Annotated in this window: 8 protein-coding genes; 5 read left to right on the top strand and 3 right to left on the bottom strand. The window is 56.1% G+C overall.

The features are described from left to right. Nucleotides 1-39 precede the first annotated feature (39 nt). The 4 genes from AB1644_11065 (at nucleotide 40) to AB1644_11080 (ending at nucleotide 9748) form a co-directional block, all read left to right on the top strand. Nucleotides 40-1545: a pitrilysin family protein gene (locus tag AB1644_11065; protein MEW6051582.1), complete on the top strand. Its 1506-nt coding sequence runs from the start codon at nucleotides 40-42 to the stop codon at nucleotides 1543-1545. 17 nt (nucleotides 1546-1562) lie between these two features. Beyond that, nucleotides 1563-3704 carry a pitrilysin family protein gene (locus tag AB1644_11070; protein MEW6051583.1) on the top strand — a complete coding sequence of 714 codons (2142 nt, stop codon included), beginning with the start codon at nucleotides 1563-1565 and terminating at the stop codon, nucleotides 3702-3704. A 694-nt stretch (nucleotides 3705-4398) separates the two neighbouring features. Beyond that, nucleotides 4399-7110 (top strand): hypothetical protein, encoded by a 2712-nt coding sequence (locus AB1644_11075; GenBank protein MEW6051584.1) that lies wholly within the window; start codon nucleotides 4399-4401, stop codon nucleotides 7108-7110. A 13-nt stretch (nucleotides 7111-7123) separates the two neighbouring features. Beyond that, on the top strand, nucleotides 7124-9748 hold the full coding sequence (locus tag AB1644_11080; GenBank protein ID MEW6051585.1) for a T9SS type A sorting domain-containing protein: 2625 nt from the start codon (nucleotides 7124-7126) through the stop codon (nucleotides 9746-9748). Here AB1644_11080 and AB1644_11085 read toward each other — a convergent pair whose 3' ends face one another. The 3 genes from AB1644_11085 to AB1644_11095 all read right to left on the bottom strand — a co-directional run bounded on the left by AB1644_11085 (nucleotide 9749) and on the right by AB1644_11095 (nucleotide 12817). Next, nucleotides 9749-10969 (bottom strand): MFS transporter, encoded by a 1221-nt coding sequence (locus AB1644_11085; GenBank protein ID MEW6051586.1) that lies wholly within the window; start codon nucleotides 10967-10969, stop codon nucleotides 9749-9751. It lies immediately after the preceding gene. A 61-nt stretch (nucleotides 10970-11030) separates the two neighbouring features. Next, nucleotides 11031-12224, bottom strand: a complete 1194-nt coding sequence (locus AB1644_11090; GenBank protein MEW6051587.1) for a hypothetical protein — start codon at nucleotides 12222-12224, stop codon at nucleotides 11031-11033. Between the two features lie 101 nt (nucleotides 12225-12325). Further along, on the bottom strand, nucleotides 12326-12817 hold the full coding sequence (locus AB1644_11095; GenBank protein ID MEW6051588.1) for a chemotaxis protein CheW: 492 nt from the start codon (nucleotides 12815-12817) through the stop codon (nucleotides 12326-12328). Nucleotides 12818-13118: 301 nt separating this feature from the next. Here AB1644_11095 and AB1644_11100 point away from each other — a divergent pair, with 301 nt between their 5' ends. Then, entirely contained in the window at nucleotides 13119-14258 is a 1140-nt protein-coding gene (locus tag AB1644_11100; GenBank protein ID MEW6051589.1) for an aminopeptidase, read from the top strand. Nucleotides 14259-14435 lie beyond the last annotated feature (177 nt).

Below are 14435 nucleotides of genomic sequence, written 5' to 3' on the forward strand. Positions count from 1 at the left end.
CTCGATAAACCACTGCCGAAATAAACCATGGAGGAAAGAATGAAGCATCGGATGACCAGGCTGGCGCTGTCATTGCTCGGCCTGATGGCTCTGGTCGTGCCCCGGGTCGCGGGATTCGATTTCACGGCGCTCGAGAGCACGGTAACCGAGCATAAACTCAAGAACGGACTTACCGTGCTCGTCATGGAACGGCACGACGCCCCGGTGGCATCGTTTGTAAGCTGGGTGAACACCGGCTCATCCGATGACCCCAAAGGGTACACCGGCCTCGCACACATGTTCGAGCATATGGCATTCAAGGGGACAACCACTCTCGGGACTAAGAATATCAAGAAAGAGCTCGGCCTGATAAAGGTCGAGGATTCGCTTTTTATGCTGCTGCGTTCCGAACGCGCCAAAGGGCGGATGGCCGACAGCACCAGGCTGGCTACACTTGAGAAACAATACGAGGATGCGCGTGAAGCCTCGTATCAGGAGGTGAAACCGAACGAGTTCGGCAATATCGTCGATCGCGAAGGAGGCGTGGGACTCAACGCCTTCACCAGCAACGACGAAACGGTCTATTTCTTCAGTCTCCCCTCGAACAAAGTCGAACTGTGGATGTCACTGGAATCGGAGCGATTCCTGAAACCTGTCCTGCGCGAGATGTATAAGGAGCGCGATGTGGTCGCCGAAGAGCGCCGGATGCGGACCGAATCGAGCCCGATCGGCCGCCTGATCGAGGAATTCCTCACCCTTGCGTATAAGGCGCACCCGTACGGCATCCCCGGAGTCGGGCACATGTCCGACATTCAATACTATTCCCGCAAAGAGGCACAGGCGTTCTTCGACAAGAACTATGTGCCCGCTAACATGGTGGTGGCGATAGTCGGCGATGTTAACGCGGCTGAGGTGACCAGGCTGGCCGAAAAGTACTGGGGGCGGATCCAATACCATCCGGCTCCGGACCGGATCGCAACAGTCGAACCGGAGCAGGCCGGTGAGCGGCGGTCGGTGCTCGAAGACCCCTCGCAGCCGGTGTACATTTGCGGATGGCACATTCCCGATGTCACCCACCCCGACTATCCGGCCATCAACGCTTTGATGGATTACCTCGGTACCGGCCGCACGTCGCAACTCTACAAGTCGTTGGTCAAGGAGAAGAAGGCGGCTGTGCAAGTGGCGGGGTTTGTCGGCTTCCCGGGCGACAAATACCCCAGCCTCGCGGCGATTTATTCCGTCCCTGCCGCCGGACACACCAATGAAGAAAGCGAGGCGGAGATCTTTGCCGCTGTCGAGAAAGTCCAAAACGGATTGATCACACCTGAAGAACTGGAGAAGATCAAGGCCCGGAACCGGGCGAATATGATCCGCCAGATGGATGGCAACCAGGGACTGGCGCTGCAACTGGCGGGCTACCAGACCCGGTGGGGCGACTGGCGTCAGCTCTTCAAGGAAATGGATCGTATTAACGCCGTGACGCGCGAAGATATTCAGCGCGTGGCCAAACAATATCTTACCAAGAAAAACCGCGTTGTCGCCATGATGAACACGGTGCAGAGTTAACAGGAGCGGCAGAAACAATGAAAACGAAGATGATTCGCCTGTTGGTTGCCGGTCTGGTGCTGGCGACCGTTGCGGCTGCCGCATCCGTCGCACAGGATGTGAGCAAGCTGAAGTACCCGGCCCTCAACCCGTTGGTGGTGCCAAAGGTTGAGAAGGTCACCCTTGAAAACGGCATTCGGCTTTATTTCCTCGAGGACAAGAGCCTGCCGATCTTTCGCGCCGCAGTGATGGTCAACGGCGGCTCATATCTGGAACCACCTGAAAAAATTGGCCTGGCTGATATTTGCGGCTCGGTCATGCGCACTGGTGGGACAGCCAAGTGGAGCGGCGACCAGATCGACGAAATGCTGGAGAGCGTGGGCGGCAGTGTTGAAACCAATATCGGCCTGTTGAGCGGCCGTGCATCGGTCAATGTGCTCAGCGATTACACTGATCTTGGACTTGAGGTGCTGGCCGACATCCTCCGCCATCCCGCGTTCAACCAGGACAAAATCGAGCTGGCCAAAGTGGAGCGCCGGTCGATGATCTCGCGCCGCAACGATGATCCAATGACTATCGGACGACGCGAATTCGCCAAGGCCATCTATGGGCCGAAATCGGTGTACGCGCGTCATACCGAATACACCACTATCAACGGTATCACGCGCGATGATCTGGTGGCATTCCACAAACTGATTTACAATCCCGAGAACCTTCAGTTGGCGGTCTGGGGCGATTACGACCGCACCAAGGTACTGGACAAGATCAAACAGCTGTTCGGCGATTGGCAAAAGGGTGCCTCTGCCCTGCCGCCTCCCCCGAAGGTCGACTATGCCTTTGAAAACCACGTCTATTTCGTCAACAAGAGTGATATCAATCAGTCCAATGTGTTCGTCGGACATATCGGCGGTCTGATCGACGATCCGGATTATGCCTCCCGTATTGTCATGAATAACGTCCTGGGCGGCTCGTTCGGCAGCCGCCTGTTCAACAGCGTTCGCTCGCGTGAAGGACTGGCGTACGCCGTGTTCGGCACGTACAGTGCCAATTTCGCGTTTCCCGGCATCTTCTTCAATTTTGCTTCCACCAAGTCCGAAACGACCGTGAAGGCGGCGCGCGAGATCATAAAAGAGATCAAACGGATGCAGACTGATGCCCCGACGGCTGATGAGACGAGTGTCGCCAAGGATGGATATCTGAATTCGTTCGTGTTCAATTTCGACGATAAGGCGGACGTGATCAATCGGCTGATGACGTACGACTTCTACGGCAAGCCGGAAGACTTCCTGTTCAAGGAGAAGGAAGCGGTGGAGAAAGTGACTTCTGCCGACGTGCTCGCGGCCGCACAGAAGAATCTCCATCCGACTACGCTCAATATACTCGTCATCGGAAACGGCGCCGAATTCGGGACACCGCTTGACAGCCTCGGCATGGGGAAAATCGACACTATCGACATCACCATTCCCAAGGCCGAGGAAAAGAAACAACTCTCGATCACGCCCGAGAATCTCAAGAAGGGCAAGGAACTTCTCGACAAGGCAGTGGCGGCTCACGGCGGCCTGACTGGATTCAAGAAGGTCAAAGCAGTGGCGGTGAAAGGGACATTTACCATCGCCACGCCGCAGGGGGACTTCCCGCTCGCCATGGAAGCGCTGACTGTCTACCCGGACAAGTCGCGTCAGGTGGCGACCATGATGGGCCAGAAAATGTACGATATCCGCGATGGCGGCATCGGCTGGAAGAGCGGGGCGATGGGGAAATTGACCGAAAAGACGGCCGATGATCTCAAAGAGGACGACCAGGAAACTGCCCGCAACACGGTTTATATTTTCATGACATCGGACAAGCCGAAATACCAGGCTGTATACGACGGCTCAGGCGAGGCCAACGGCTCCAAGGTGGAATTTGTCACTTTGATCGACGTGTCCAGTGCGCCGATCTGTCGTCTGGCCCTGGATGCTAAATCGCTGCAACTGGTGGCCAAGAGCTACTGGGGCAAATCTCCGTTCGGCGAGGGGACAATCGAGGACCTCTACTCGGATTTCAAGACGGTTAACGGACTCACCTTACCGATGAGCACTGCGAGCAGTCTTGACGGCAAGAAGTTCGGAACCATGCAGGCTGTGGAGTTCACCGTGAACCCGGAGATACCAGCCGGCAGTTTCGAAAAACCGTTGTAGTGCACACCCTAAAACAATTGCAAAAGACCGGTCTCACAAGGCCGGTCTTTTTTGTCCAGGCCATCGCAAGTGTCATGCAACTGTAAGTTATACAATGTCTTACACTTCGAGCGTACGCGACGCTCCGATCCGACGCTTCGGGCATAGTTTACAGAACTTCGCATTCGTCATATGATACAGGCTGTACGTCTAATCTTGGACGAGGCGTATTGGACGCTTCAGCTGCGTTTGTTGAATGGCAATCCAATTAGTCCTTCGCTCACGCGTGTGTGAAAATTGCCATCGAGTGCTCCGCGGTTGAACGCAGTGCGTAAGATGTCCATCCGGTGGTGAGGCGCATGGCAGAGTCTGTATGGTGTGCGGACAGGGAAAGCTCGCGGACTCGGGGATGGACTGCGCAAGGCACCTCTTGGAACGTTTCGATCGGAAAGACGGTAGCTGTCAAGTAGTTAAGGGACTGCGGGCCACGGCCTTGATACGGCCTGTTCGAAGCCAAAATCTTGATGAAGGCGCTTGTGTTTTGACGGGAGCCAACAGTATATTTGGGTTTACGCCGGAGGCTTTGAAGGTCGAGGAGTCCCTTTCCGAGAGGGTTTGAGTTGACCGTCGAATTCCGGCCAGAGCTTTGAGCAATTAAGCGTTTTGAACCGTCTATGGTTCAGAGCATTGAATGATAGGAAAGGTGCGGGACACTATGAACTTGAGGGGACTCTTCCGGGCATGCCTGGTCGTGCCCTTTGTGCTGCTCTCGGCGGCACCTGCATTTGGACGGATCGCATACGATGCGGACCGGGATCCATACCAGGACAACACCACCAGGGCGGGGCGACGCACTGCGGTCGAGATCGCCGGCCATACGGTCGGCAAGATCGTCCTGGCAGTCGGGAATATGGGGCGGTTCGGCATTTACGGAGGCGCTACTACGTATGACGCCATCACCGGCCAGAAGATCTATGCCTGCGAGTATCCTAAGAAATCGAACTCGCGGTATCTTTTCGTGGCCGCTTTCTGGATCGGCGCCGTTGTGGGGCGTGATACCCTGGTGTCGACTGGTGGCGACGGCTGGACCCCGAATATGTTCGAATTCTATCCGGACTCGGACCCCTTTGGCCCCATTGTCTGGCGGTCAATAACCGACCCGACCAAACCAGAATTCGATGGCGCTGTCTCCGAACAGGACCTGATCGGGATATACGCTGACACGTTCACCACCTCGGGACAAGGCGTATCGCTTGATCTGGACGCCTATAACAGCCGCCCGCACCGCCCGCTCGGCATCAAAGTGACGCAGCGGTCATTCGCCTGGTCCTACACCTATGCAGAGGACTTTGTGCTGTTCGACTACTCTATCGAGAATATAGGCAATCAGCGCCTCGACAAAGTGTACATGGGCATTTATGTCGATGCCGACGTTCACCATACCTCGAAGGACGGCACGAGCGGAGCAGGGGACGACATCTGCGGCTTCCTGTACGACCTGCCGACACCGCCAGAGTTCTCAAGCGTCTGCGAATTTCGCGACACAGTCAATATCGCGTGGATCGCCGACGCCGATGGTGACCCGCACGGCAACAAATATGACGACAGCTCGGTCCCGAATGTGACAGCCACGCGTATCGTCCGTACTCCTTCAGACTCGCTTGACGTATCCTTCAACTGGTGGATCAGTAACGGTGACGGGGCTCGCGATTTTGGCCCGCAGAAAGGTGCCGTCAATCGCGATATGGGTGCCGGGAACCTCGGCACGCCGGTGGGCGATATTCCCAAGTACTTCCTGCTGAAAAACAAAGAGTTCGATTACGACCAAGTCCGGACCGCGTCCATTCAGCCGACGGACTCGATCTGGCTTACGCCAAGACAGGACCTGGCACCCGACGTCGCCGATGGATTCGATACGCGGTATCTGTTGTCATTCGGGCCGTTCTCGATCACCGAAGGCCAAAAGCTGCCGATCTCGTTCGCTTATGTCGGCGGCGAGCGGTTCCACTACAATCCGGACAACGCGGCGGACAACCTCCCATTCAACCCCACAGAATACTATCGCAACATCAGTCTTGCCGATCTGGGTCTCAATGCCACCTGGGCGTCGTGGATCTATGATAACCCCGGTGTCGATACTGACGGTGATAATTATTTTGGCAAATACCGTATTTGTCCGCTGGATTCCGTCATTGACCGCATTGACACTGTTAACGATACAGTCGACACCATCTTCAGAGTCACTGTGGCTGACACTTTCTGGTATGAAGGGGATGGCCGACCGGACTTCAAGGGAGCGTCACCGCCGCCGGCACCTCTCACCTGGGTCTACCCAACCGTTGTCAACACCCCAACCGGAACATCCGGTCAGATCCGGGTCCGTTTCAACGGTGCGCGGTCCGAGACAATCCTCGACAACTTCTCTCGCGAGCACGACTTCGAGGGGTACCGTATTTATATGGCCCGCGACGAACGCGCCGCCAGTTACATGCGGCTGGAGTCGTATGACCGTCTCGATTTCAATAAGTGGATATTCAACCCCAACAAGCCGTTCGGCGCAGGCTACGAGTTGAAGGACGTTCCATACACGCTCGATTCGCTGCGAACGCTCTATGCGTTCGGCGGCGTGACCGACAGCACCTTCGACCCACTGGATTATGGACCAGGGAATCCGTACAACAACCCGTTCGGCAAACCGGGGCTTTCGGATTCGCTTTTCTACTTCGCCCCGCAGGACTATAACGCGTCCGATCTCTCCAAGACGAAGATCCGCAAGATTTATCCCGATGAGGACATTACCCCGCGTCCACCGGATTCGCTTATTGGCTATAGCATGGAAGCGCGGTTGCCGGACAATTATCCGGATTCTCTTCGCGATCTCTATTTCACCAGCGACAACCGGCTCAAATTCTATGAGTACGAGTACACGATAGAGAATCTCCTGCCCGCCGTACCGTACTTCATCAATGTGACGGCATTCGATTATGGGTCACCCAAAGCCGGGCTGGGGGCGCTCGAAACCTCGGTCACTTTCGAACCAAAACGCACCTACGCCCTGCCGACAGCCGATGAGGTGGAAGCGTCAAATCTTTCTGCATACGTCTACCCGAATCCGTACAGAGTTGACGGCGGCTACCGTCGCGACGGCTTCGAGGGGCGCGGCCAGACGGACCGACCGGACGACCGGGTGCGGATGATCCATTTCGCCAATCTACCGGCCAAGTGCACGATTCGCATTTACACGCTGGATGGCGACATGGTCAGGGAGATCTTCCACGATCTGCCCACGTCAGACCCAACCGCCTCGCACGAGACCTGGGACCTGATCACGCGGAACACGCAATTGGTCGTGTCCGGGATCTACTACTGGACGGTCGAAGCGGCCGATGGTTCGACTCAGATCGGGAAACTGGTAATTATCATGTAGTGTTCGCAGGGACATGAGACACCTGTTAACGACATTATGCCGCCGCAGCCTATTAACTGCGGCGGTCTTTTTTGAGATGCTGATCGCGACTGCCGCTTTCGGTCGCTCCCCTCTGCCGACATCGAAGGAAGAGGCGCTTCGTGCGTATCAGCATACTATGGCGCTGGCGCGTCCGATCGTCACCTATGCCGCGCATCGGCGCGGTAATATCGAACTGGCGGTGGCCAATAATGGCACCTTTGGCACCTACGGCTCAGCCGTCACCGAACCGTACACCGGCCAGATAATCCAGTCCTGCATATATCCGAAAAACAGCGATCTCGTGTTCTTGTGGGTTGGGGCGTTCTGGATCGGAGCCGTCGTCGGGCGTGACACTCTGGTGTCGACCGGTACGGAAGATTTTTACGAAAACCAGGAGTTCTGGCCCGAGGTCCAGCCGTTTGGCGACTTCACGTTTTCTTCCATCGACCTCAACAGTAAGTACTATTCGCCCAATGCTTACTCCGAGCAGGACGTGTATGCCGAATACACGGACACCGTGACGACGTCGTCGCTGGTGGCCAATGACCAGGTGGACCAGCGTCCCCACAAGCCGCTCGGCATCAAAGTATATCAGCGGTCCATGGCATGGAGCTACGCGTATGCCGATGACTTCCTGTTATTTGATTACAAGATCGAAAATATCGGCAGGTCACGATTGAAGGATGTCTACATGGGAGTCTGGGTCGATGGTGATGTCTGGCACACCACCCGTAACGGACCATCCGGCTGGAACGATGACGTAGTCGGGTTCCTTCACACCTACCCGGCTCCCGAAGGGTGCGGGTTTGTAGATACGGTCAATATCGCTTATCACGCGGACAATGACGGCGACCCGGTCGGTCCGGCGTGGGATTATCGCTCCACACGCGGCGTCGTGGGTACGAAAGTCGTTCGCACGCCTGCCGACACACCCAAATACTCATTTAACTGGTGGATCATCAATTACTCGGACCCGGCCCGGGATTTCGGTCCCCGCCGTCGTGAGACGCCGGGAGACCCATTCCGCGATATGGGATCACGCTTAGGGACCCCGCTCGGAGACCGGAACAAGTATTACCTTCTCCGACATCAGGAGTTTGATTACGATCTGTACGAGACGGCCCTCGATCATTCCCTCGAGGGCTGGCTCCCGCCACCACCGGAAGGGATTGACTACGCCAAGGGTTGGGATACCCGATATTTGCTCTCATTCGGCCCATTCACTATCGAACCAGGACAGAAACTGCCTATCTCGTTCGCCTGGGTAGGCGGCACGAATTTCCATGCCCACCCATCAGATTTCGAAGATCTTTTCGACCCGATGAATCCGCACGTCTTCTACAGCTCGTTGAACTTCGCGGACCTTGCCACCAATGCTCGCTGGGCCAGCTGGGTCTACGACAATCCGGGCGTCGACACCGACGGTGATGGATATTTTGGCAAGGCGCGAATCTGCCAATTCGATTCCCTGCTGATCCGTATCGACACGATCGTGAGTGGCCCTGACACTACGCTCGACTCCATCTACCAGGTGGTTCCCGGAGATTCGCTGTGGTACGAAGGGGACGGCAAGCCTGACTTCAGGGGGGCCGGCCCGCCTCCGGCGCCGCGCATGCGCATCATGCCGAGCGACAGCCGCCTGGTCGTGAGATGGAACGGCTACTATTCCGAAACAACGCCGGACATCTTCACGCGCTACGTGGATTTCGAGGGATACCGGGTGTATCTGGCCCTTGACGATCGGCTCAGCAGTTTCTCCATGGTGCGATCATTTGATCGTGAGGATTATCGACGCTTCAGCTGGCGGACGCTTCCCACCGGCGAATTGGGCTGGGCACTGGACGAGGTCCCGTTCACCCTTGACTCCTTGCGCCTTATGACCGGAGACTCCGCCTTTATGCCGCTTCAGTACACCCAAAGCAGACCATTTGTCTCCAATGACACCCTCTACTTCTTCGAGCCGCAGGACTACAATTCGTCGGACCTCACGGATACGGTTGCCGGCATCCACAAGATCTATCCCGACGCAACCAGGCCCGACGCCGATCCAGCGTCCTGGCTGCCTGAGGAGCTCACCTGGGAGCACGGTGAACCGTTGCCGAAGTACTACGAATACGAAATAGCGCTGAACGATCTACTCCCCTCTGTGCCCTACTACGTCTCTGTTACGGCGCTTGATTTCGGCTCCCCGCAGGCCGGACTGGAGGCGCTGGAGACAAGTCCGACCAACAACATGATCGTTGAGTACCCGCAAACATCGGCGGATACGGTCGAAGCTTTGTCTCTCGAGGCCTATGTCTATCCAAATCCATATCGCATCGATGGCGGTTATGAAGCCGGTGGATATGAGAACCGTGACCACACAATGGCCGTGGAACGCGCCCGGCTGTTGCATTTCGCCAATCTGCCGCGAGTCTGTACGATTTCGATCTTCTCGCTGGACGGCGACCTGATCAGAAAGTTGGATCACAATTACCCGCAAGGCGGCCCGGGCGCCATGCACGAAACCTGGGATCTGGTGACGAGAAATACGCAGTCGGTAGTCTCCGGTATCTATTACTTTGTGATCGAATCACAAGATCGCTCGCAGGTCGGCAAATTCGTTATCATCAAATAGCTACACTTTACTGTTGAACCGCTCCGGCAGGTAACGACCAAACAGCCAGTAGCCCGCAGCGGCCGCCAGCGCCAAAGACGAAATCGCCAGCCATGCGATTGCGGGGTTCTGTCCGAGGTCATCAAGGATCACGCCGCCGTATAGCGGCCCGAGTGACCAGCCGGCCGTTTCAAAGAACCCCCGCACCCCCATATAGCGGCCAATGCGCCCTTCGGGCGCCAACTTGGAAGTCAGAGTCAACCCGGGCGGCGAGATGAACAGCTCCCCGATCGTCACTACGGTTATACTGAAGGCGAAAAACTCAAATCCCACCAATGAACCCATCATGCCGTAACCCACGAAATACAACAGCGACCCCCAGGCCAGCTGGGTCGTGAATCTGTACCTGGCCAGCCAACGGGTGACCGGAATCTGCAATGCCACCACCAACAGCCCGTTCAGTGTGAAGAGCATTCCCAGTTTCGATTCGGTCAGACCGGCCATATCGACGGCATAAACGGAGAACGGCGCGATCAGTTGCGCCACGACAAGATATAAAAACAATGTCAATATCGAGTGGGTCGCCAGATACTTGTCGTCCTTGACGGCGAGCAGATCGGTGATCCGGAACTTATCAGTGACCGGCCGCTGCGGCGGCACTTTGAGATAGAAGCGAAATATCAGAGCCGACGCCAGCGTCAGGACCGCGGAGAGATAGAACAAGGACGAATACGACGTCTTGGCCAGAAAACCGCCGATCGCCGGTCCTACAGCCCATCCCAGATTGACGGCTGAACGCGCGACAGCGTACCCATCGAGCCGCTTTTCGGGCGGGAGAATGTCCACCACCAGGGCGTTGACTGCCGGCATGAAGATCGACCCGAAGATGGCGTTGACGGTGAATAGACCGGCGATCGCCCAAAACCCCCAATGCCATTGCACGGCAAACCCCAACGCCAGGAACGAGACAGAGCGAATCGTTTGCGAATGAATGAGCAGCCACCGACGACCGACCCGGTCACTCATTTCGCCGCCGACCGCCTGAAACACCGACCGAACAATCGCTATCGCGCCAAAGAACAGCCCGATCTCAGACGTAGACAGACCGAGTTCGGAGTGGAAATAAATGGAGAGAAATGGGATTGACGCCGCAAATCCCAGCGCTGCGACGAACCAGCCGGTGACAAGGATCCAGAGACTCTGGTCAAAACTGTGATAGAACGCCCGGGCACGCTGCAACATAACAGCCGCCAATATACGTGATGGGAGAAACCGGCCAAGGACGAAATCGACCTACGGAAATTCACTCTGCAGAGAGATCACCGTAGGATGCTACCAGATAGTCAGCGATCTGCTCAAAACCTGAAATATTGTATATCCCCCACCCGCGCGACGCCATCCTTTCGAGCGCCCCTTTGCGGTGAAGCGTGGCTATGCGCGAACCAAAGGAGTTGGCCTCGTTGAACGAATCGATCACACGCGCGACCGCATGTCGTTCGAGCAAAGCCTGGTTCAGTGGCGAGAAGGTACCGAGTGACGGTCCTACTACGAACATCGGCAGTCCAAGTCCGAGAGCCCAGTTGGTACGTTCGTGCGATGGGGCCATAAAGTAGTCGAACTGAGGAAACAATTGTGCGGTGAAGATGTCCAGTTCCCGTCGGGTGACAAACTCGACCAGGGTGGCTTCGGGTAGTTCCGATGGTAATGTCGTGGAGGCATCCAGGCGAAGCAGACCAATTCCTCTCCCCGCGAAACTGTGTCGGACCAGTCCGGCAAGCCTGCCCCGATGCCGAGCGAACACGATCACTCTGCCACCATCATACACTATGGAGCGGGCAGCGACCGCAAGCTTTTCGATATGAAGCCGCGGTTCAGCGCCGGACGAAAACAACACCCCTGTCAGTGGCTGGTGCTGCTCGAGCCGTTTCATTCGGGCGTCAAACGCATCCCGGCTCTGCCGCACCAATTGCGGCTCTATACACAACCCTGAGACTATCACCTGCTGGCCGCGGTAACCGGATTCGAGGAACGGTTGGGCCGCCTCGACAGTCGGCACAAACACAGTATGCGCGCCTTGCACCAACGACTCCGGAGGCACGGCATGTTCGCCATGCTGATACAACAGATCCGGGCGACCGGACAGGATGCCTACCAGAGTTGGATGAGCGACAAGCAATGGATCCTGTGAATGTCTGAACTGCCGAACCAGGTCACGCCCCATAAGGCGAAGCATGAAGCCGTGCCGGTTGTAGTCGTTTTGCGACCGGAGACGATTGTAATACGACATCAGGAAACGCGACGATGACCCCGTTCGATACAGCCAGCCGGCCCCTTTCCAGGCGAATCGCGACAGCCCGCGGGACAGCGCGATAGCATCGAGTTCCTTGCGCACCAGACCAATGTGCCCTCTGTGGATAAGGGCCTCGAGAATACCGTCCTGGTAGAACGGATGACCGCGCCCGAGATTCACGTACAGAAACTGTAGTTTCGCCGACATGGTGTAAATATACAGTGTGGACGGCGTGACCGCTATCGGTGCCGCGTCAATGAAAGAAGGCCGGCTGGGAGCCGGCCTTGTGATCTTCAAAGCTCATGCGCCTATGACATGCTGGCAAGCTCGCGGGCATCGATCACCCGGGAGAGATCCAGGAAAATAAGCAGCCGGTCATCCAGCTTGGCCACTCCCTTGATGTAGTCGGCATTGACGCCCGTCACGATCCCGGGGGGAACTTCAATGGTACTGGCCGGCAGGCGAAGCACCTCGGAGACTGCATCCACGATCATCCCCATGATCGTGCCGTTGATATCGACCACCACAATGCGCGTGCTCTTGTCGTACTCCTTCTGCTGAAGGTTGAACCGCTTGCGGAGGTCGATGATGGGAATGACCCGCCCACGAAGATTGATCACACCTTCCACATACTCCGGTGCCTGCGGGACACGGGTGATCTCCACCATACGGTTGATCTCCTGCACTTTCAGGATATCCACCCCGAACTCTTCTGAACCGATGTTGAAAGACACCAATTGAAGTTCGCCGGAGTTGGCCACGCCGACATGGTCGCTCTGTGTTGAAATGCCTGCTTTCATGTTGCGATTCCTTACCCCAATGTTAAGACCCGATGCTGCTTGTTCGTTTGTCGGTCTGCTCCCATCTTTGCCAGGAGAGTCGTCCCCCGGACAGCAGTCTCTTTCCGACTGTATCGGAGTTCTGCTGAATACCTGTAGCATCACTATGGCAAGCGTCTATCGTATTGTTACTTAACGCGTTAGAGACCCATGCGCACCAAATCCAACAACGGCATAATGGATGAATCGGTACCGATTGCAAAGCGCGAGGCGATGTCATATCTTCAACTCCAAAAAGCGATTGCAGTTGCAGGAGTCTCTTGTGAAAGACAAACGAAATGAAATACTGGCACGCCAATTGGTCGATTACTCGTTGGAACTTCAAAAGGGAGAAGTCCTTTACCTCGAAATAAAAGGGAAAGAGACACTTGAGCTCGGCAAGCAGGTACTCCAGTACGCTACCAGGAAGGGAGTCACCACATTCTGGTTCTACAACGATGAATCGCTGTTGCGGCAGTTTGTCCGTCATGCCAATGACATCCAGTTCATGACCCAGGCGGAAATGCACCTGAAGCTGATGGAACGCGCCGATGCCTATATCGGTCTGCGCGGATCGGACAATCCGTTTGATCTCGCTGATATCGACACCCGTCAGATCGATCTCCACAACAAGCTATTCTACAAACCGGTGCATCTTGAGGAGCGGGTCAAACGAACCAAGTGGGTGGTTCTTCGCTATCCCAACAATGCCATGGCACAACTGGCGCAGACCTCGCAGGAATCATTTGAAGATTTCTACTACGATGTTTGCTGCGCCGACTACGCCAAAATGTCCAAGGCGCAGGATATGCTATTCGACCTGATGTCGAAAACCGACCAGGTGCGGATTGTAAGCCCGGGCACGGACTTAAAATTCTCCATTAAGGGGATCCCGAGCATCAAATGCGATGGTCACCGCAACATTCCCGACGGCGAGGTGTACACTGCGCCGGTGAAAGACTCTGTCAACGGCACGATTACGTTCAACACGCCGTCGCTCTACCAGGGCATTATATACAAGAACGTATCGCTGACATTTGAAAACGGCAAAGTCGTCAAAGCATCGGCCGACGCCAATGTCGACAAGCTCAACAAGATACTCGACACCGATGCCGGATCGCGATACATCGGCGAGTTCGCAGTCGGAGTCAATCCATTTATCCTGCATCCCATGATGGACACGCTATTTGATGAGAAGATAGCCGGTTCCATTCATTTCACACCGGGCCAGTGCTATGACGAAGCCTACAACGGCAACCAGTCGGCGATTCACTGGGACCAGGTGCTGATCCAACGCAAGGATTACGGCGGCGGCGAACTTTGGTTCGATGGCAAGTTAGTGCGCAAGGACGGTATTTTTGCCGATGCCAGGATGGAGCAGGCGTTCTCGAAAGAGAACCTCCGCGCGGCAGGGATGGAGTGAAAGCAAACAGAAAGTAAGCGAGTCATTGCGAGGCGCTTCGCCGAAGCAATCTCATTCCACCGCTCTCAGGTCGGTTTCCACCGTTGTGTCAGGTCCTGCCCTCCGCCGACAGGCGAAGGGTGTGACCTGACACGAGATAGGTCGGGTTCCGAGTCCGTTTCGGACGAGAAACCCGAC

This window comes from Candidatus Zixiibacteriota bacterium, assembly GCA_040753875.1.
Lineage (GTDB): Bacteria > Zixibacteria > MSB-5A5 > GN15 > FEB-12 > DATKJY01.

What these genes read in the sequence shown, in the direction of transcription:
- AB1644_11095 (MEW6051588.1), bottom strand. Translation starts at nt 12,817, where the DNA reads ATGAAAGCAGGCATTTCAACACAGAGCGACCATGTCGGCGTGGCCAAC.
- AB1644_11070 (MEW6051583.1), top strand. Translation starts at nt 1,563, where the DNA reads ATGAAAACGAAGATGATTCGCCTGTTGGTTGCCGGTCTGGTGCTGGCG.
- AB1644_11065 (MEW6051582.1), top strand. Translation starts at nt 40, where the DNA reads ATGAAGCATCGGATGACCAGGCTGGCGCTGTCATTGCTCGGCCTGATG.
- AB1644_11075 (MEW6051584.1), top strand. Translation starts at nt 4,399, where the DNA reads ATGAACTTGAGGGGACTCTTCCGGGCATGCCTGGTCGTGCCCTTTGTG.
- AB1644_11090 (MEW6051587.1), bottom strand. Translation starts at nt 12,224, where the DNA reads ATGTCGGCGAAACTACAGTTTCTGTACGTGAATCTCGGGCGCGGTCAT.
- AB1644_11080 (MEW6051585.1), top strand. Translation starts at nt 7,124, where the DNA reads ATGAGACACCTGTTAACGACATTATGCCGCCGCAGCCTATTAACTGCG.
- AB1644_11085 (MEW6051586.1), bottom strand. Translation starts at nt 10,969, where the DNA reads ATGTTGCAGCGTGCCCGGGCGTTCTATCACAGTTTTGACCAGAGTCTC.